Origin of the sequence: Accumulibacter sp. (genome assembly GCF_023806625.1) — a bacterium.
In the GTDB taxonomy this organism is placed as follows: domain Bacteria; phylum Pseudomonadota; class Gammaproteobacteria; order Burkholderiales; family Rhodocyclaceae; genus Accumulibacter.
In genome coordinates, this window is sequence record NZ_JAMTDX010000058.1 from 1 (window position 1) to 19,782 (window position 19,782).

The following is a 19,782-nucleotide window of genomic DNA, read 5'->3' on the forward strand; positions in this document are numbered from 1 at the left end:
TTCGGCAAGAAGAGCAGCACGATGATCGTCGGCGAGGACGGCAGGACCTCCACCGAGAAGGACATCGTCGAGCGCGACGACTTCTGGGCCACCACCAGCAACAAGCAGCTCAACTTCGTGCAGCACATCAGGACGCTGCTCAAGCCCCACGGGCGCGCCGCGGTGGTGGCGCCCGACAACGTGCTATTCGAAGGCGGCGCCGGCGAGACCATCCGCAGGAAGCTGATGCACGAGTGCGACGTGCACACCCTGCTGCGTCTGCCCACCGGTCTGTTCTACGCGCAGGGCGTCAAGGCCAACGTGATCTTCTTCGACAGGAAGCCGGCATCGGAGACACCGTGGACGAAGAAGCTCTGGATCTACGACCTGCGCACCAACCAGCATTTCACGCTGAAGACCAACCCGCTCAAGCGCGAAGACCTGGACGAGTTCGTCCGCCTCTACAACCCGGTGAACCGCCACGACCGCCGGGCGACGTGGAGCCCGGAGAACCCGGACGGCCGCTGGCGCGTCTACGACTTCGACGAGTTGGTGGCACGCGACAAGGCGAGCCTGGACATCTTCTGGCTCAAGGACGAATCGCTGGCCGATGCCGACAACCTGCCGCCGCCGGAGGTGATCGCGCAGGAGATCGTGGACGACCTGGAGGCGGCTCTGGAGCAGTTCAGGTTGATCGCCGCCGACTTGCAGGGCAATATGGAAGCGGCGTGAGCTCGATCGGCGTCGCTGCGGGCCGTGGCGATCTTCCTCGGCCCATTGCTGCTGGCCTATGGCGTGCTGGTGTGGCGCCGCAAGGCCGCCGCTTCCCGCGCCGACGGCCCTGGCCTTTTTCAGCCTTTGCAGCAGGCCGTCGATCAGGGTCTGCCCCGATGGTCGTGGCTGCTGAAGCGCTTCGCCGAGGAAGGCGACGCTACGGCCGGCCACTGCTTCCTTTGGCGACGGCGGTGCCCGGTGCGGTGGTGATCGGGAGAATCTGCCCGGCAAGGGCGCGCGCGGGTTCGTCGACGAAAGATTCGCCGATCGGAGCGCTTGGCGAGGACCTGGCACAATAGCTGCTTGGGTTTGATCGCCTGCGCGAGGAGATCCCGCAAGGCGGCCTCCGGGTGGGGTGCTGACCGCTATCGGTGCCTGCGGATGGGGGTGATGCACCTCCGTGGTGCGCAATGATGCGCCGCAACATCTTGAACGGGCGAGGTGTTCCGGGTATAGTCGCCAGTCCCGCGGAGTGGCCCGTCGGGCAGGCTCGCCCCTGCGCCCGGGGACGACTCGCTCGGTGGGAGCGACCGAGGTCTTTGTTTTGAGAGGAATAAACCGTGATGGATTCGGCCATACCTGAGAGGCAGGGGCTGTACGACCCGGCGAATGAGCACGACGCCTGTGGTGTCGGTTTCGTGGCGCACATCCGCGGCAGCAAGAGCCATTCGATCATCCAGCAGGGATTGCTCATCCTGCGCAACCTCGATCACCGTGGCGCGGTCGGCGCGGATCCGCTGATGGGGGACGGAGCGGGTGTCCTGATCCAGATCCCTGACGCCCTCTTCCGCGAAGAGATGGCCAGCCAGGGCATCGAGCTGCCCCCGCCGGGCGACTACGGTGTCGGCATGGTTTTCTTGCCAAAGGAGTCGGCGTCGCGGCTGGCCTGCCAGGAAGAGATCGAGCGGGCGGTGCGCGCCGAGCACCAGGTCGTTCTCGGCTGGCGTGACGTTCCGGTCGACCACGGCCTGCCGATGTCGCCGGCGGTGCGCACCCGCGAACCGGTGATCCGCCAGATCTTCATCGGCCGGGGTCCGGACATCATGGTCACCGACGCGCTCGAGCGGAAGCTCTACGTGATTCGCCGTCGAGCCGCGAATGCGATCCAGGCGCTCGGGTTGAAGCACAGCAAGGAGTTCTATCAGCCGTCGCTGTCGGCGCGCACGGTCGTCTACAAGGGACTGCTGCTGGCCAATCAGGTCGGCGAGTACTACCAGGACCTCAAGGACCCACGCTGCGTGTCGGCGCTGGCGCTCGTACACCAGCGCTTTTCGACGAACACCTTTCCGACCTGGAACCTCGCGCACCCGTTCCGGATGATCGCGCACAACGGCGAGATCAACACCTTGCGCGGCAACTACAACTGGATGCGCGCGCGAGAGAAGGGGACCTGGTCGCCGCTGCTCGGTGCCGATCTCGAGAAGCTCTGGCCGCTGATCTACCCCGGCCAGTCCGACTCGGCATCGTTCGACAACGCGCTCGAGCTGCTGGTGATGAGTGGCTACTCGCTGGCGCACGCGATGATGATGCTGATTCCCGAAGCCTGGGAGTCGCACACGCTGATGGACGAGAGGCGCAGCGCCTTCTACAAGTATCACGCGGCGATGATCGAGCCCTGGGATGGCCCGGCCGCGGTCGCGTTTACCGATGGCCGGCAGATCGGCGCGACGCTCGACCGCAATGGCCTGCGGCCGGCTCGTTACCTGGTCACCGACGACGACATGGTGGTCATGGCCTCGGAGGCCGGCGTCCTGCCGATTCCCGAGGAACGGATCGTCAAGAAGTGGCGGCTCCAGCCGGGCAAGATGTTCCTCATCGATCTCGACCAGGGGCGGATCATCGACGATGCGGAGCTCAAGGATACGCTGGCGCGGACCAAGCCGTACGCCGACTGGTTGAGCCGGATCAACATCAGGCTCGACGACCTCGATACGCCGACCGACGTTCCGGATGCGGAGCAGCGCGCATCGCTGCTCGACCGCCAGCAGGCTTTCGGCTACACGCAGGAGGATCTCAAGTTCATCCTCGATCCGATGGCCAGTTCGGGTGAGGAGGCGACCGGGTCGATGGGCAACGATTCGCCGCTGGCCGTGCTGTCGAATCGCAGCAAGCCGCTGTTCAACTACTTCCGCCAGCTCTTCGCGCAGGTGACCAACCCGCCGATCGACCCGATCCGCGAGCAGCTGGTGATGTCGCTGGTGTCGTTCATCGGTCCCAAGCCGAACCTGCTCGGGATCAACGAGATCAACCCGCCGTACCGTCTCGAAGTCGCGCAGCCGGTGCTCGACTTCGACAACATCGCCAAGCTGCGCCGGATCGCCGCCTACACCGGCAACAAGTTCGACTCGGCCGAGCTGGACATCTGTTATCCGCTGGCCTGGGGCAAGGAGGGCGTCGAGGCGCGACTCGCTTCGCTCTGCGCCGAGGCCGAGGACAACGTGCATCGCGGGTCGAGCATCCTGATCGTCTCGGACCGCCGGCTCGACGCCGAGCACGTCGCCATTCCGGCGCTGCTGGCCACTTCGGCGATTCATCAGCACCTGGTCACCAAGGGCCTGCGCACGCGTGTCGGTCTGGTCGTCGAAACCGGTGCAGCGCGCGAGACGCATCACTTCGCGGTGCTTGCCGGCTACGGTGCGGAAGCGGTCCATCCGTACCTGGCGCTGGAGACCTTGCAGCAGATGGCCGACGGTGACCCGGTGAAGGGCGACAAGGCGATCAGGCACTTCATCAAGGGAGTCGGCAAGGGTCTGCTCAAGGTGATGTCCAAGATGGGCATCTCGACCTACATGTCCTACACCGGCGCGCAGATCTTCGAGGCCGTCGGCCTGCAGAAGAAGATGGTCGACAAGTACTTCACGGGTACCTCGACGCAGGTCGAAGGTATCGGCGTCTTCGAGGTCATGGAGGAAGCGATTCGCCTGCATCGGCAGGCGTTCGGCAACGATCCGGTGCTCGCCACGATGCTCGACGCCGGCGGCGAGTACGCCTATCGCGTGCGCGGCGAGGAGCACATGTGGACTCCCGAGGCGATCGCCAGGCTGCAGCACGCGACGCGCTCGGGCCGGTACGAAACCTACCGGGAGTACGCGCGGATCATCAACGACCAGACCGAGCGGCACATGACGTTGCGCGGCCTGTTCGAGATCAGGCCGGTGGCTACGCCGATCCCGCTCGATCAGGTCGAGCCGGCCAGCGAGATCGTCAAACGCTTCACCACCGGAGCGATGTCGCTCGGTTCGATCTCCACCGAAGCGCACAGCACGCTGGCCATCGCCATGAACCGGCTCGGCGGCAAGTCGAATACCGGCGAAGGCGGCGAGGATCCGGCGCGCTTCAGGAAGCTGACCGGCAACGAAAAGCTCTCGGAAGTGGTCGGCAAGTCGCGGGTCGAGCGCGATTATCAGTTGCGGCCCGGGGACAGCCTGCGTTCGGCGATCAAGCAGGTCGCTTCCGGGCGTTTCGGCGTCACCGCCGAGTATCTGGTCAACTCCGACCAGATTCAGATCAAGATGGCCCAGGGCGCCAAGCCCGGAGAAGGCGGCCAGTTGCCCGGCCACAAGGTCTCCGAGTACATCGGCTTCCTGCGTCATTCGGTTCCCGGTGTCGGGCTGATCTCGCCGCCACCGCACCACGACATCTACTCGATCGAGGACCTCGCCCAGCTGATCCACGACCTGAAGAACGTCAATCCCCGGGCGTCGATCAGCGTCAAGCTCGTTTCCGAGGTCGGCGTCGGTACGGTGGCCGCCGGCGTGACCAAAGCCAAGGCCGACCACATCGTGATCGCCGGCCACGATGGGGGAACCGGGGCGAGTCCGCAGTCGTCGATCAAGCACGCCGGCTCGCCGTGGGAGCTCGGCCTTGCCGAAACGCAGCAGACGCTGGTCATCAACCGCCTGCGCGGGCGCGTCCGCGTCCAGGTCGATGGCCAGATGAAGACCGGGCGCGACGTGGTCATCGGCGCATTGCTCGGCGCCGACGAGTTCGGCTTCGCCACCGCCCCGCTGGTCGTCGAAGGCTGCATCATGATGCGCAAGTGTCACCTGAATACCTGCCCGGTCGGCGTCGCGACGCAGGATCCGGTTCTGCGCCGGAGGTTCTCCGGCCAGCCCGAGCACGTCGTCAACTACTTCTTCTTCGTCGCCGAAGAGGTTCGTGAACTGATGGCGCAGATCGGCATCCGCACGTTCAACGAGCTGATCGGCCGCTGTGACCTGCTCGACATGCGCAAGGGGATCGACCACTGGAAGGCACGCGGCCTCGACTACAGCCGTATCTTCATGCGCCCCGAGAACCGGAGCGGGACGCCCGTCTACCATTGCGAGGAGCAGAACCACGGCCTGGCCAGGGCACTCGACAATCAGCTGATCGAACTGGCCGCGCCAGCGATCGAGCGGGGCGAGAAGGTGCACCTCGAGTTGCCGGTGCGCAACATCAACCGCACCGTCGGGGCCACGCTCTCCGGCCGGATCGCCGAGCGCTACGGGCGTGCCGGCCTGCCCGACGGAACGATCCACATCGTGCTCGCAGGAACCGCTGGTCAGAGCTTCGGCGCTTTCCTGTCACGTGGCGTGACGCTCGCGCTGACCGGCGAAGCGAACGACTACGTCGGCAAGGGACTGTCCGGCGGGCGAATCATCGTCCGGCCGGACGCGGGTTTCCGCGGCGAGTCGACGGCCAACATCATCATCGGCAACACCGTCCTCTACGGGGCAACCGAAGGCGAGGCCTTCTTCGCCGGAGTCGCCGGCGAGCGTTTTGCCGTCCGCAATTCGGGCGCGACGGCGGTCGTCGAGGGCGTCGGTGATCACGGTTGCGAGTACATGACCGGCGGTACGGTCGTCGTGCTCGGAATGACCGGGCGCAACTTCGCTGCCGGGATGTCCGGCGGCGTGGCCTACGTGCTCGACGAGGACGGGACTTTCGAGAGCCGCTGCAACATGGCCCAGGTGTCGCTCGAACCCGTCGAGGAAGAGTTCGCCGCGCGTCGCGACAGTGACGCCGGCGAAGACCTCGAGAGCCACGGCCAGGTCGATGTCCGCCATCTCGGCGTGATCGACGAGGTGTTGCTCAAGGGGCTGATCGAAAGGCACTTCCAGCACACCGACAGCCGCCAGGCGCGGCGTCTGCTCGACGACTGGAAGCGGTCGCGGGCGCGCTTCGTCAAGGTCATGCCGCACGAGTACCGCCGGGTGCTGACACAGATGGCGACGCAGAAGCAACTGGAGGCGGCATAGCGATGGGCAAACCAACCGGATTCATCGAGTATCAGCGGCTCGTGGAAGTGGCCGAGCCACCCGGGTCGCGGCTGAAGCACTACCGCGAGTTCGTCATGGTGCTCAGCGACGAGCAGGCCAGCCTGCAGGGTGCGCGCTGCATGGATTGCGGGATTCCCTTCTGCAATACGGGCTGCCCGGTCAACAACATCATCCCCGACTGGAACGACCTCGTTTACCGTGGAAACTGGCAGCAGGCGCTGACCGTCCTTCACTCGACGAACAATTTCCCGGATTTCACTGGCCGGATCTGCCCCGCGCCGTGTGAAGCGGCGTGTACGTTGAACATCAACACCGATCCCGTGGGCATCAAGTCGATCGAGCACGCGATCGCCGACAAGGGTTGGGAAAAGGGCTGGATCGTTCCCGAGCCGGCGTCGCAAAGGACCGGCAAGAAAGTCGCCATCGTCGGCTCGGGGCCTGCCGGTCTGGCAGCGGCCCAGCAGCTCGCTCGTGTCGGGCACGAGGTGGTGGTCTTCGAGAAGAACGATCGCCCGGGTGGTCTGCTGCGCTACGGTATCCCGGATTTCAAGCTCGAGAAGGCGCACATCGACCGGCGCATCGCACAGATGCAGGCCGAAGGCGTCGAGTTCCGGGTCAACCAGGAGGTCGGTGGTCGCGGCGCCAACGCCGTGCCGGTGGCCGGACTGCTGGCCGAATTCGACGCGCTGATCGTCGCCGGCGGTGCCGAGGCGCCGCGCGATCTGCCGGTTCCCGGCCGCGATCTCGATGGCGTCCATTTTGCGATGGAGTTCCTGCCGCAGCAGAACCGGGTCAACGCCGGGGACACCGTGCCGGAGCAGTTGCTGGCCACCGGCAAGCACGTTATCGTGATTGGCGGTGGCGATACGGGGTCCGACTGCGTGGGCACGAGCAATCGTCACGGCGCGTTGTCGGTCACCCAGTTCGAGCTCATGCCACAGCCGCCGGAGATCGAGAACAAGAGCCTGACCTGGCCTTACTGGCCGTTGAAGCTGCGGACTTCGTCGTCGCACGAGGAGGGCTGCGCGCGCGACTTCGCCGTGTCGACGAAGGAATTCCTCGGTCGGGATGGCCAGGTGACCGGCCTCAGAGTCGTGCGCGTCGAGTGGCAGGACGGACGGATGAACGAAGTTCCGGGCAGCGACTTCGAGATTCCGGCCGACCTCGTGCTCCTGGCGATGGGCTTCGTTTCGCCGGTCCGGCAGGGGCTGCTCGAGGAACTCGGTGTCGAACTCGATGCGCGCGGCAACGTGCGCGCGACGACCGACGGATCCGGTTGTTACGCGACCAGCGTGCCGAAGGTATTCGCCGCCGGCGACATGCGTCGTGGCCAGTCGCTGGTCGTCTGGGCGATTCGCGAAGGCCGGCAGTGCGCTCGTGAGGTCGATGCCTTCCTGATGGGCCATTCCGGTCTGCCCCGGTAAGCCCGGGGCGTTCCGGGGGCGGCCGTTGCCCGGTCCGTCGCCGGTCTTCGCCCGGGCAATCGGCTCGCTGCGCTATACTTGCGGTTGCGCGCTGCTGCGCCGTCGCTGCCTGGCGAACCGCGGGTGACCGCGACTTTTCTGGCAACACGGCGAGTCCCCGTCTGCAATAATGCCCGCGAGGCGCCAGAGCCTGCCATGGCGATTCGGCGCCGGTTCCTCAGGAACCGGGGCCAAGGCAGCCAGGGGCGGGACGGGTGCCATGCCGACTGACGAATTCGCGATCCTTGCCTGACTCTTCTCCACTTCCCAGTTGCTGCCGATGAACATCGTCATCCTCGCTGCCGGCCAGGGCAAGCGCATGCATTCCAACTTGCCGAAAGTCCTGCATCCGCTGGCTGGCAAGCCGCTCGTCGAGCACGTCATCGAGACGGCCCGGAGCCTCGAGCCGCAAAGAATCTGTCTCGTCCACGGGCACGGCGGTGAGGCGGTGCGGGCGAGCGTCGATGCGCCCGACCTGACGTGGGTACTCCAGGAGCCACAACTCGGCACCGGGCATGCACTGATGCAGGCGCTGCCGGAGCTGTGCGATTCTGGATCGACGCTGGTTCTCTACGGCGACGTGCCGCTGATCGAAGTCGAGACGCTGAAGCAGCTGGTCCACGCCGCACGCGACGGGCTGGCGATCCTCACTGTCGAACTCGACGACCCGACTGGTTACGGACGGATCGTCCGCGACGTGGCCGGGCTCGTCGCCCGGATCGTCGAACAGAAGGATGCTTCGCCCGAAGAACGCCGCATCCGGGAGATCAACACCGGGATCATGGCGCTGCCGACGGCGCGTCTCGCCGGCTGGCTGAAACGGCTGTCCAACGACAACGCGCAGGGCGAGTACTATCTGACGGACATCGTCGGGATGGCCGTCGCCGACGGCGTCGCAGTCCGCACGACCCATGCGCGATCGGCAAGCGAGGTTCGCGGCGTGAACAGCAAGGTTCAGCTCGCCGAGCTCGAACGCGTCGCTCAGCGGCGAATCGCCGACCGCCTGATGGAGCAGGGCGTCCGTCTGGCCGATCCGGCACGAATCGACGTGCGTGGGGAACTCGTCTGCGGTCGCGACGTGTTCATCGACGTCAACTGCGTCTTCGAAGGCCGGGTGGTTCTCGACGAGGCCGTCGAGATCGGACCGTCGTGCGTGCTGCGCAATGCGCAGATCGGAGCAGGCTCACGCGTGGCGGCTTTCAGCCACCTCGACGGGGCGATCGTCGGACCGGATGGCGTCATTGGTCCTTTTGCCCGTCTGCGGCCGGGGACCGAACTGGCTGCCGGCGTACACGTCGGCAACTTCGTCGAGCTCAAGAACAGCAAGCTCGCCGAGCAATCGAAGGCCAACCACCTGGCCTACGTCGGCGACGCGGTCGTCGGCAGCCGGGTCAACATCGGTGCCGGAACGATCACCTGCAACTATGACGGCGCCAACAAGTTCAAGACGATCATCGAGGACGACGCGTTCATCGGCTCGGATACGCAGCTCGTCGCGCCGGTGACCGTTGGCCGGGGTGCGACGCTCGGAGCGGGAACGACGCTGACCCGCGACGCACCGCCGGATACGCTGACCATCTCGCGCGTAGCGCAGGTTTCGATCCCGGGCTGGAAACGGCCGCAGAAAGCGAGGAAGTGACCCGATCATGTGTGGCATCGTCGCAGCGGTCGCCGACCGCAACATCGTTCCCGTTCTCCTCGAAGGATTGCGCAAGCTCGAATACCGCGGTTACGATTCGGCAGGGCTCGCGCTGATCGACGGCAGCGGTCTGCATCGGCTGCGATCGGTCGGCCGCGTCGCGGAACTGGCCGCTCAGGCCGAGGAAACGAACGCCACCGGGCACACCGGCATCGCCCACACGCGCTGGGCGACGCACGGCGTGCCCTGCGAGCGGAACGCCCATCCGCACATCTCCGGCGGCCTCGCCGTCGTGCACAACGGGATCATCGAGAACCACGAGCCGCTTCGCGAATGGCTCAGGGCACTCGGCTACGAGTTCGTCTCGGATACGGATACCGAAGTCGTTGCCCACCTGATCGCGCACGAGCTGAAGGGCGCTCCGGACTTTCTCAGCGGAGTTCGCCAGGCGATCGCCCAGCTCGAGGGTGCTTACGCGATCGCCGTCCTGCGCGCTGCCGATCCGACGAGGATCGTCGTCGCTCGCGAGGGCGCGCCGCTGCTGCTCGGCGTCACCGACGACGGCATGTACGCCGCCTCCGACGCGTCGGCGCTGATCCAGGTGACCCGGCGGATCGTCTATCTCGAGAACGGCGACTGTGCCGAACTCGGGCGCGACCATTACCGAATCGCTCGCGTCGACGGGACCGTCGTCGAGCGGCCGGAAACCGAGTCGCAGCTCTCGGCCGAGGCGATCGAGCTCGGCAACTACCGCCACTACATGCAGAAGGAGATCTTCGAGCAGCCGGTCGCGCTGGCCAACACGCTCGAGCTGCTCGGCTCGGCGCGGAGCATCCAGCCCGGAGTGTTCGGTGCGGCGAGCGAGGAACTGCTGCGCGATGTCCGGCAGGTGCTGATCATCGCCTGCGGGACGAGCTACCATGCCGGGCTCGTCGCGCGCTACTGGATCGAGTCGATCGCCGGCATCTCGTGCTCGGTCGAGGTGGCCAGCGAATATCGCTATCGCGATTCGGTGGCCGATCCGGACACGCTGGTGGTGACCATATCGCAGTCGGGCGAAACCGCCGACACGCTGGCCGCCCTGCACCACGCCAGGTCGCTCGGCATGACCCGCACGCTGTGCATCTGCAACGTTCCGGAATCCTCGCTGGTCCGGGAAAATGCACTGCGTTTCATCACTCGCGCGGGCCCGGAAATCGGCGTCGCTTCAACCAAGGCGTTCACCACCCAGCTCGTCGCGCTGTATCTGCTGACTCTGGTCCTCGCGAAAGTCCGCCGTCGCCTCGGAGGCGATCGCGAAGCGGCCGAGCTGCACGCCGTGCGCCACCTCCCGGCAGCAGTCGCCAAGGTCCTCGAACTCGAGCCCGAGATTCGCAACTGGGCCGAGGGCTTCTCGATGAAACAGCATGCGCTGTTCCTCGGGCGGGGCCGTCACTATCCGATCGCCCTCGAGGGTGCGCTGAAACTCAAGGAGATCTCGTACATTCACGCCGAGGCGTATCCCGCCGGCGAATTGAAGCACGGCCCGCTGGCGCTCGTCGACCGGGAGATGCCGGTGATCGCCGTCGCGCCGAACGATGCGCTGCTCGAGAAGCTCAAGTCCAACCTCCAGGAAGTGCGCGCGCGGGGTGGCGAGCTCTGGGTTTTCGCCGACGCCGACAGCGAGATGAAGTCGTCCGACGGCATTCACGTGCTGCACCTTCCCGAACATTACGGGGCCCTGTCGGCGCTGCTGCACGTCGTGCCGCTGCAGCTGCTCGCCTACCATGTCGCGCTGGTACGCGGGACGGACGTCGACAAGCCGCGCAACCTGGCCAAGTCGGTGACCGTCGAGTAGCACGCACGGCGGCGTCTCAGCGGCTGTCGTCAGTGGCTGGTGCAGGCGGGAAGAGCAGCGTGACGCGCAGTCCGCCACCCGGCGAGTCGGCGAGTTCGATCGCCGCCCGGTGCAGCGTGGCGATCTCCCGGACGATCGCCAGGCCGAGCCCGCAGCCCTGGTCGCCCGATCCGGGAATGCGGTAGAAGCGTTCGAATACGCGTTCGCGTTCGCCCGGTGCAATTCCCGGCCCGCTGTCTTCGACTTCGATGAAGCCGCGGCGATCGCGGGTCCCGCTGCGCAGAGTCACGACGCCGTACTCGGGCGTGTGGCGAAGCGCGTTGTCGAGAAGGTTGGCGATCGCCTCGCGAAGCATCCACGGGACTCCGTCGATCTCGGCCGGATCGACCTCGAAGCCCAGGTCGATGTGTTTCGACAGTGCTCGATCGAGGAACAGCGAAGCCGCCTTCTCGGCCAGATCGGCCGGCGGCACCGGTTCGAAGACCTGCGTCAGCGCGGTCGTCGATTCGGCGCGCGCATAGACGAGCAGCTGATCGACGAGATGGCCGATCCGCCCGGTGGCGTCCTCGATCCGCGTCAGGCGCTCGGCGTCAGACGCGAAGCAGCCTTCCGAACTGGCCAGATCGAGCTGTGTCTGCAGGCCGGCGAGTGGCGTCCGCAACTGGTGCGCGGCGTCGGCGAGGAAACGCTGCTGGGCTGCCGACGCTTCGCGCAACATCCTGAAGAGCTCGTTGAGGCGCGAGACCATCGGCCGGACTTCGCGCGGAGTCGTCGCCACATCGAGTTCCCTGAGGTCCATCGGTGAGCGGGTGGCGATCTCGCGCTCGACGGTCTGCAGCGGCGCGAGGCCCTGTCTGACTCCGACATAGACGGCGAGCAGGGTGGCCAGGACGACGATCAGATTGGGCACGATCATCGCCGTGAGGATCCTCCGTCTGGCCGTCGTCCGCTTGGCGAGCGTCTCGGCGAGCGTGATCGTCACGCTGCCGTTCGCCGAATCGCGGCGGTAGACCGCAGCGCGCACCGGGCTTTCCCGGAAGACGGTATCGATGAACTGCGGCGGACCGGCGTCCGCTGGGCGCCGGTCAGGAAGGTCGGCATCTCCGGCCAGCAGCCGTCCCGCGTCGTCGCGGATCGCGAAATAGATCCGGTCCGCGGGATCGCTGCGCAGCATCGCTTCGGCCTCGGCCGAGAGCTTGACGCTCGGCGGTGATCCGGATGCGCTGCTCACGTGTGCCGCGATGTCGAGCGCGGCGTCGGCCAGAGACTGGTCGAAAGCGGCGTCCGCCGTCTCCCTTGCCAGACGGTAGTCGAGTGCCACGCTGATCGCGAAGACGATCATCAGCGGTGCGAGGACGGCGAGGAGCAGCCGCGGGCGGAGGTCGAGCGGCTTGCCTCGGCGGCGCGCTTCAGGTGGCAGGGGCATCGATGCGATAGCCGATTCCGCGGACCGTGCGGATCTCGACGCAGGCCGCCGAAAGCTTGGCCCTGAGGCGTGAGACATGAACCTCGATCGCGTTCGGCGTGATGTCCTTGTCCCAGCCCGCGAGGCTCTGGAGGAGGCGGTGCTTGCTGACCACGTCGGGCGAGGCGATGAGCAGGGCTTCGAGAATGGCCCACTCGCGGTTGGTCAGTTCGAGCGGCTGACCGTCGAGGGTCGCCGCGTGGCTGTTGATGTTCAGGATCAGCCTGCCGTGCGCGAGGCAGGCGCTGGCCACCGATCGCGAGCGGCGGATCAGCGCGCGAATCCGGGCGGTCAGTTCGGGAAGCCGGAACGGCTTGGCCATATAGTCGTCGGCGCCGATGTCGAGACCGCTGACCGTGTCTTCGAGCGTGCCTCGGGCGGAAAGGACGAGCACCGGCAGCCGGTTTCCGCGCGAGCGCAACTGGCGGATCAGCGTCAGGCCATCGGCCTTTGGCAAGCCGATATCGACCACCGCGAGATCGAATTCCTCGGTGAGCAGTGATGCCTCGGCTGTCTCGGCCGACGGCGCGACGTCGACCGTGTAGCCGGCGCGCGCAAGCCCCTGCTTGAGCCCGTTGGCCATCAGAACGTCGTCTTCGACGACCAGAATGCGCATCTCCTGGCGACTCCCGCGAGATCCGGACTATAGATCAAAAGCGGCTGCCGCCGTCGACGGGGCGCCGATCAGCGGTCACCCTCGACGACGTCCTGAGGCTCCAGGCCGCCAGCGGGCTCCCGGTGGGCGATCCCGTAGTGGCAGTCGATGCACGTCCGGTTGCCCCCGGCGAGTTTCAGATGTTGCTTCTGGGCGGTCTTGCCCTGCAGTTCGGGAGCCATTGCCGAGACGTCATGACAGTTCCGGCATTCACGCGAGTCGCTCTGCTTCATCCGCAGCCAGACTCGCCGGGCCAGGTCGAGGCGGTGTGCCTCGAACTTTTCGGGGGTGTCGATCCGCCCGGCGAAGTGCTGGAAGACGTCGTTCGCGGCCAGCAGTTTGCGGACCATCGCGGCGCCGAACTCGTGCGGGACGTGGCAGTCGGAGCAGGTCGCCCTGACCCCGGTCCGGTTGCGCGCGTGAATCGTGTGGCTGTATTCCTCGAAGTTGTTCTCGCGCATCTCGTGGCACGAGGTACAGAAGTCGAGCGTATTGGTCTGCTCCAGGGCAAATCTCGTTCCGGCGGCGAGCGCTCCGCCGATGGCGACGAGCAGCAGCGCCATCGCCCACGAAACACCCTTCCACGGGATGCGGTTTGCCAGATTGCGCCAGTAGCTTGTCACGGTCTTCTCCAGGAGACTGTCTTCGAGGCGCAGCATGCCCCGGCCAAGCTTGCGAAGACCTGACGTCAGGACGCTGTCTGGCCTCCTGCGTAAGGTGTTCGCAAGCTTGGCCGCGGTAGCCTTCGGGATGCACACGGCGGGCTGCCGACACGGTCCGCGTGCATGCGCTTCGTCCAACCTGTAGAGAGAAACCATGACCCTGATCAACCTGCCGCGCGGCGGCAGCGAGCGCCACTGGGCTCGTGCCCTGCTGGTCGTGCTGGCCAGCCTCACGCTGGCCGCGACATTCAGTGCGCCGGCTGGCGCCGTTCCGAGTTACGCCCGGCAGACGGGCTCCGAGTGCGCAGCCTGCCATGTCGGCAGCTTCGGGCCGCAACTGACTCCGTACGGGATCGCCTTCAAGGTCGGCGGGTACACCGATACGGACGGCCAGGGTACCAAGGTGCCCCTGTCTGCGATGGCCGTGGCCAACTGGACGCACACGGCCAAGAACCTTCCCGAGGCCCCCGAGCATTTCAGCGACAACAACAACGCCGCGCTTCAGGAAGCTTCGCTGTTCCTTGCCGGCCGACTGACCGAGCACGTCGGCAGCTTCGTACAGGCCACCTACTCGGGCGTCGACCGGAAGACCTTTCTCGACCAGCTCGATGTGCGCTATGCGCGCACGCTGGCCATCGGCGAACAGCAGGGGGTGGTCGGACTGTCGATCAACAACAACCCGACGCTGACCGACCCGTTCAACACCCTCGCCCAGTGGCGCTTTCCGTACACGGCGTCCGATTTCGGCTTCGGCACCGGTCCCGCACCGCTCGTCGAAAGCCTCGGCGGAAGCGTCATCGGAGTCAATGCCTATACGCTCTGGGCCAGCAACTTCTACGCCGAGGTCGGCGCCTACCGTGCCCTCTCGTCGGGCAGCGTCAACTGGATGAACACGGGTCAGGTGGCCACGCAGACGGTGGACCCCGGCAAGTTCTCGGGCGTCGGCACGTACTGGCGGCTCGCCTACTACAAGGACATGAAGCGCGACAACTTCAACGTCGGCGTGTTCGGCTTCAACGCCGGTGTCCAGAGTGCCGAGGATCCGAGCAGCACCGACCGTTACCAGGATATCGGGATCGACGCCAGTTACCAGTTCCTCGGCACGCGCGAGCACATCTTCACCGCCAATGCCAGTTACGTCTGGGAGCGGCAGAAGCTCGACTACAGCCATGACGTGCTCGGCGCTGCGGACAACGCCAAGGATCGGCTGAACACCTTCCGCCTGGCCACTTCCTACACTTACGAGCAGACCTGGGGGGCGACGCTGGGCCTGTTCAACAGCCGCGGCACTGCGGACAGCGGTCTGTACGGTTCGGTCTCGTACAACGACCGTCCGAACACCGCGGGATACATCCTGCAGGCCGACTGGACGCCATGGGGCAAGGAGGGCTCGTGGGGTGCGCCGTGGGCCAATGCCCGCGTCGGTCTGCAATACACTGGCTACACCCGCTACAACGGGGGCAGTCACTACATCGACGACGTCAATGGCAGCGACCGCAAGGCCAGCGACAACAACACGACGATGCTCTTCATCTGGCTGGCCATCTGACTACGGAGGCAGAACTTGAACCGGAACCGATTCGCCATCATCACCGCGCTCATTGCCGGTGGCCTGATCCTCGCCGCTGGCCGGCAGGCGCTCGCCGGCGGAGATGCCAGGCGCGGCGCCGACGTCTTCGCCGAGGAATGCGGTGACTGCCACAGCAAGATCCCTGGCAGGAGCAAGAAAGGCCCGACGCTGACCAGCGTCGTCGGTCGCAAGGCCGGGTCGGTCGCCGACTTCAGCGGCTACTCCGAGGCGATGAAGGACAGCGGGATCGTCTGGACGGTCGAGAAGATCGACGCGTACATCGCCGCGCCGCGGAAGGTCGTGCCGGGCGGCAAGATGAAGTACGACGGGCTGGCCGACGCGGCTGCCCGGGCCGACGTCATCGCCTACGTGATGACTCTGCAGTAGCTTCGCCGCTTCTTCCTGCCCTGGGTGCCGCGGCGAGCAGTTGCTGCGCCTCGCCCCGGCGGCAGCACTCCCTCCTCGCCCGCGATCAGTGAGCGGCAGACGGTTTTCGTCCGGCGGGCGGAAGGCTCGCCGGCGAGTCGTAGGTCGCCGAGAGGACCTGTCCGTAGGTCGGCTCGACGACCACCGCGGGATCGCCGACGTGGAAGCGGACCGGAAGCGAAACGAGCGCGAAGCCTTCTTCGCCGGCGACGAGCCTCTGTACGACGAAGTGCAGGTGGGGACCCGATGCGTAGCCCGTGGCGCCCGAAGCACCGATCAGCGTCCCCGAACGAACCCATTCGCCCGGCGCGACCTTCACCCCACCGGGTGAGAGGTGGGCATAGGTGGCGATCGTCCCGTCGGCATGGAGGATGCGCACGTAGTTGGCCTTCGCCAGCAGTTCCCGCTGCTGTCCCCCAAAAAGGTTCGACGATTCCGCGGCAATGATCGTCCCGTCGCGTGCAGCGACGATCGGCGTGTGAACCGGGACGGTGAAGTCGATCGCATGGCGGCTGTCCGGCGAGACGTGCGTCGTCAGAGGACCGCCCGGAGCCTGTCCGACCCGTGCGCTGAGGCCATCGGCGTAGGGTAACCGATAGACCGCCTGCGAGTCGGGGCGGGCCAGATAACTGCCGATGCTGAAGCGGCTCTGGAACGTGAAACGCTGACCGCGCGTCGTCCCCGCGGGGAACAGGCTGAGCAGGATGGTCTCGCTCGCGGGAGCGACGACGGCGTAATGCGGGAGCGGCTGCGTCGCGCGAACGTTGTCCGCGGCGGTCAGCGAGACGCGCACCGAGACCGGTGCCGATCCCCGGTTGCTCGCCACGAGGTCGTGCCGTTGCCCATTCTTCCGCGTGCTGACCGAGAACGGGTAGGGCGAGGCCGCGGCGCGGGCTGAGAGCATCACCGCGCAGGCCCCGGCGAGCAGCAGAAGGCGGCGGATCGCTCGGGTCTGTCGGGTGGGTCCTCGGGGTGGCATGCGCCGATTATCTGGTCTTCTTCGCATGGCGGCCGGTCCGTTCCTGGTCGCTGGTTCCGCGTCGCTGGCCAGCGCTTGCTCGTCGGTGATGACTCCGGGAGCCTCTGTGCCGTCTGCGACCATCGGGTCGCCGGCGAAGTCACCGGGTGGCGAGCGCGGCCGATCGACTCGGCCCCTTGCGATGATCACCGTCTAATGGATTGGTCGACGGGAACGTGTTTCGGAGTGTCTCGTCACTGCCCGAACGCCAGCGCTGCATAGATATGGCTTATTCGACGGCCAGGCACCATCACCCGCGGGCCATTCCCAAGGCCTACCCCAGGAGGCTTGACGAGATTCCGGAGCCTTGCCAAAAAACGGTGTTGAAACAGACGCGAGTGCCCCGCTCGCGAGGCTGTCGAGATCTTTTACAGTGCCTGCACGAGCGCTCTCTGGGAAGCACGCGAAGTCTCTGTGAAATAAAGCATATTTATCCATGGAATACATCTTGCTCCCCAATGTTCGCACGGCTCGGGTTCCGGAATCGGCGAGACGGCCGCGGGCCGGGACGGCGTCGCAGCGAAACAGTGTTCCTCCTTCGAGGAACGGCGTTCATTTCCAAGCAGGAGAGTACAACGATGAAAAGCAGAAAGATTGTGATGGTCTTGGCCATCGGTTGCCTGACCGTCCCGTTCGCGGCCCAAGCCGCGCTGGTCCAGGGTTCCCCGACGAGCCCTTCGGGTGCTCCGGCGAATCCGATTCCCCGCTTCGGGACGCTGATCGACTTCGACGACCAGCCGACCGGCACCACGATGGCATCCAACCAGTACGCTGCTCAGGGGGTGGCGTCGATCACCGACTCCCTCAGCCGCGCGCTGGGCTACTATCCGTCGAGCCAGAGCGGAATCAACTACGTCGGGACAGGCCCGTCGAAGGGCTGGAGTGCGGATTTCTACTTCGAGTTCACCACCCCGCAGGCGGCGGTGGGCATCGGCATCGCCGGTCCGACGACGATGCTCTTCGAACTGCTCGACGCATCCAGCGCGGTCCTCGAAAGTTACAACGTCCAGGCCCCGTCGAACGACTACTACTACATCAACCGGGTGTCCAACGACGCCAGGTACCTGCACATCAGCGGCAGCTTCATCGCCATCGACGATCTCCAGTTCGATACCCGGACGGTCGGCGTGCCGGAACCGGCGTCGCTGGCGCTGTTCGGCCTGGGCCTCGCGGGTCTCGCCAGCCTGCGTCGCCGCAACCCCTGAACCGTTCTTTCCGCGCGCAAGGGGTCCCGCTACGCCGGGGCCTTGCGCGTCGGGCGCATTCTTCGGCCGCGGGTGACGCCATCGCGTGGCCTTTCGCCTCTCGTTTTCATTCTCGGCCATCCAGACCACGCGGTTGAGTGACCGCGTCCCGGTCGGCTGGGCACGTGCTGCACCACCGGCAACGCCAGGCTGAGCCGTCGCGCCCTTGGCGTGCCTGGCGCGAAGCGCATCCTGGTGCGATGTCGGAAAGTCTTACAGGGGCTGCCGGAGACCCTCTTCCGGTGACCATAGCCATAGGGTTGGCAAAAGATATCCTGGCACGGGATCTGCCTTGCGATTCCCCGCACGGGTCGGATTCGGTCATCGGCGATTGGCGCCGCGGGTCGCGACGGTGTCGAACCGACGGATGGTTCCTCGCGTGAGGGACTGCTTACACAGCCTTTCAGGAGATTACGGAAATGAACATCGGGAACATCGCCAGGATCGTTGCCATCAATTTGATGACCATGCCCCTCGCGGCCCAAGCGACAGTCGCCAATCAGGTGCCCGAACCGGGCTCGCTGACGCTGATCGCTCTTGGTCTTGCCGGGCTGGCCGGCATCGCCCGTCACAAGTAGGCAGCGTCGCTCGCGCGCTGGAGCCGAGCGATTGGCTTCGCATTGTCCGGGCCGGGCCTCGTCGTGCGGCTGGCGATGCGCACGGGACGTGCCCCGGCCAGGTGCACCGGTGGCGGCCGTCTTCGCCACGGATCGTCGACCCTCGGTTGGGCGCACCGCTGCCACTGAACGGCTGACCGATGAATGTGCCGGACGCTGATTGCACGACCGACGCCGGAACCAGCGAACGCACGGCCCTGGTGACCGGCGCAACCGGAGCCATCGGCCGAGCCATCGCTCGCCAGATCGCCGCGAAACCGGGCTACGCGATCGTGCTGCTCGCCCGGAATGCCGCCCGGGCTGAACACGCCGTGCGCGAGATCGCTGCGGCGACCGGCAACCGGCAAGTGTCCTGGGAACTCGTCGACCTCTCGCGCCGGGAGTCGATCATGGCCTTCGCGGGTCGCTGGCGCCAGCCGGTTCATCTTCTGGTCAACAACGCGGCCCTCGCTCCGCGGTCGCGGCAGGAAACGCCCCAGGGCATCGAGATGCAGTTCGCGGTCAATGTGCTCGGCTATTACTGGCTGACGCTGGCCCTGCAGAATCGACTCATCGAGGGTGCACCGGCAAGGGTGGTCAACGTCGCCAGCTACTGGGCCGGGGATCTCGACCTGACCGACCCCGAGTTCAGGCGCAGGGCTTACGATCAGCACCGGGCCTATCGTCAGTCGAAGCAGGCCGAGCGGATGCTCACGGTCTACCTGGCCGCAGAACTGGGGCCGGCGGCCGTGACGGTCAATGCCTGCCACCCGGGCGACGTCGATTCGGCGCTGAGCCGGGCGCTCGGCTTCGGCGGGCACGAGAGCCCCGATCAGGGCGCGCGGACTCCCGTGTGGCTGGCGACCGACCCGGCATGCGCCGATCTGACCGGCCGGTACTTCGAGGGCTGTCGCGAAGTGCGCTGTCGATTTGCCGCCGACGCGTCGCAGATTGCTCGTCTGGCCGAGATCTGTCGGGGTTACGAAGGGTGACGCGCCACGCCGTTCGACGGTGGCGCCGGGGCGGAGCCCCTGCCGGCTCCTGATCCGATGTTCGGGCGTCGGGGGCTGACGCCGGAATCTGGCCGACGAGTTCGCCGATTCCGGCTTCCATGTCCGGCGCGTGGTCGAACACTTCGCAATCCTCACAACTTAGCCTTTTGTCATATTGGCTTGTAGGCGTGAGCGAGATGG

At 66.2% G+C, this 19,782-nt stretch carries 15 protein-coding genes; 11 read left to right on the forward strand and 4 right to left on the reverse strand.

Annotation, left to right across the window (positions count from 1 at the left end; all coding sequences use genetic code 11):
• The 6 genes from NFW05_RS10825 to glmS all read left to right on the forward strand — a co-directional run.
• Window positions 1-711 (forward strand): N-6 DNA methylase (locus NFW05_RS10825; protein ID WP_295306294.1); only part of this gene is annotated, 711 nt, incomplete at its 5' end.
• A 24-nt stretch (window positions 712-735) separates the two neighbouring features.
• A complete protein-coding gene (locus NFW05_RS10830; protein ID WP_295306297.1) occupies window positions 736-963 on the forward strand; it encodes a hypothetical protein in 228 nt (75 codons plus the stop codon).
• 353 nt (window positions 964-1,316) lie between these two features.
• Window positions 1,317-5,993, forward strand: coding sequence for a glutamate synthase large subunit (gene gltB, locus NFW05_RS10835; protein ID WP_295306300.1), 4,677 nt, complete (start codon window positions 1,317-1,319; stop codon window positions 5,991-5,993).
• Between the two features lie 2 nt (window positions 5,994-5,995).
• Window positions 5,996-7,438, forward strand: coding sequence for a glutamate synthase subunit beta (locus NFW05_RS10840; RefSeq protein ID WP_295306303.1), 1,443 nt, complete (start codon window positions 5,996-5,998; stop codon window positions 7,436-7,438).
• A 319-nt stretch (window positions 7,439-7,757) separates the two neighbouring features.
• Entirely contained in the window at window positions 7,758-9,116 is a 1,359-nt protein-coding gene (glmU, locus tag NFW05_RS10845) for a bifunctional UDP-N-acetylglucosamine diphosphorylase/glucosamine-1-phosphate N-acetyltransferase GlmU (protein ID WP_295306306.1), read from the forward strand.
• Window positions 9,117-9,123: 7 nt separating this feature from the next.
• Complete coding sequence (gene glmS, locus NFW05_RS10850) at window positions 9,124-10,953, forward strand: glutamine--fructose-6-phosphate transaminase (isomerizing) (RefSeq protein ID WP_295306309.1); 1,830 nt, start codon at window positions 9,124-9,126, stop codon at window positions 10,951-10,953.
• A gap of 16 nt (window positions 10,954-10,969) precedes the next feature.
• Here the strand turns inward: glmS and NFW05_RS10855 are convergent, their stop codons facing one another.
• From NFW05_RS10855 to NFW05_RS10865, 3 genes are all read right to left on the reverse strand, one after another.
• Window positions 10,970-12,379 (reverse strand): sensor histidine kinase, encoded by a 1,410-nt coding sequence (locus NFW05_RS10855; RefSeq protein WP_295306312.1) that lies wholly within the window; start codon window positions 12,377-12,379, stop codon window positions 10,970-10,972.
• Window positions 12,363-13,034: a response regulator gene (locus tag NFW05_RS10860; RefSeq protein ID WP_295306315.1), complete on the reverse strand. Its 672-nt coding sequence runs from the start codon at window positions 13,032-13,034 to the stop codon at window positions 12,363-12,365. Before NFW05_RS10860 ends, NFW05_RS10855 begins: the two co-directional genes overlap by 17 nt.
• Before the next feature lie 68 nt (window positions 13,035-13,102).
• Complete coding sequence (locus tag NFW05_RS10865) at window positions 13,103-13,696, reverse strand: NapC/NirT family cytochrome c (RefSeq protein WP_295306318.1); 594 nt, start codon at window positions 13,694-13,696, stop codon at window positions 13,103-13,105.
• 193 nt (window positions 13,697-13,889) lie between these two features.
• Between NFW05_RS10865 and NFW05_RS10870 the strand changes: the two genes are divergently transcribed.
• Window positions 13,890-15,284 carry a cytochrome C gene (locus tag NFW05_RS10870; protein WP_295306321.1) on the forward strand — a complete coding sequence of 465 codons (1,395 nt, stop codon included), beginning with the start codon at window positions 13,890-13,892 and terminating at the stop codon, window positions 15,282-15,284.
• A 15-nt stretch (window positions 15,285-15,299) separates the two neighbouring features.
• The gene (locus NFW05_RS10875; RefSeq protein ID WP_295306322.1) at window positions 15,300-15,692 is read left to right on the forward strand and encodes a c-type cytochrome; all 393 of its coding nucleotides are present in this window, start codon (window positions 15,300-15,302) and stop codon (window positions 15,690-15,692) included.
• 85 nt (window positions 15,693-15,777) lie between these two features.
• Here the strand turns inward: NFW05_RS10875 and NFW05_RS10880 are convergent, their stop codons facing one another.
• A complete protein-coding gene (locus tag NFW05_RS10880) occupies window positions 15,778-16,635 on the reverse strand; it encodes a M23 family metallopeptidase (RefSeq protein WP_295306325.1) in 858 nt (285 codons plus the stop codon).
• A gap of 692 nt (window positions 16,636-17,327) precedes the next feature.
• On the opposite strand from NFW05_RS10880, the gene NFW05_RS10885 reads away from it, so the two are divergent.
• The 3 genes from NFW05_RS10885 to NFW05_RS10895 all read left to right on the forward strand — a co-directional run bounded on the left by NFW05_RS10885 (window position 17,328) and on the right by NFW05_RS10895 (window position 19,581).
• Complete coding sequence (locus NFW05_RS10885; RefSeq protein WP_295306328.1) at window positions 17,328-17,954, forward strand: PEP-CTERM sorting domain-containing protein; 627 nt, start codon at window positions 17,328-17,330, stop codon at window positions 17,952-17,954.
• Between the two features lie 458 nt (window positions 17,955-18,412).
• Window positions 18,413-18,571 (forward strand): PEP-CTERM sorting domain-containing protein, encoded by a 159-nt coding sequence (locus NFW05_RS10890; protein WP_295306331.1) that lies wholly within the window; start codon window positions 18,413-18,415, stop codon window positions 18,569-18,571.
• Between the two features lie 179 nt (window positions 18,572-18,750).
• Complete coding sequence (locus NFW05_RS10895; RefSeq protein ID WP_295306334.1) at window positions 18,751-19,581, forward strand: SDR family NAD(P)-dependent oxidoreductase; 831 nt, start codon at window positions 18,751-18,753, stop codon at window positions 19,579-19,581.
• The last annotated feature ends 201 nt before the right edge of the window (window positions 19,582-19,782 follow it).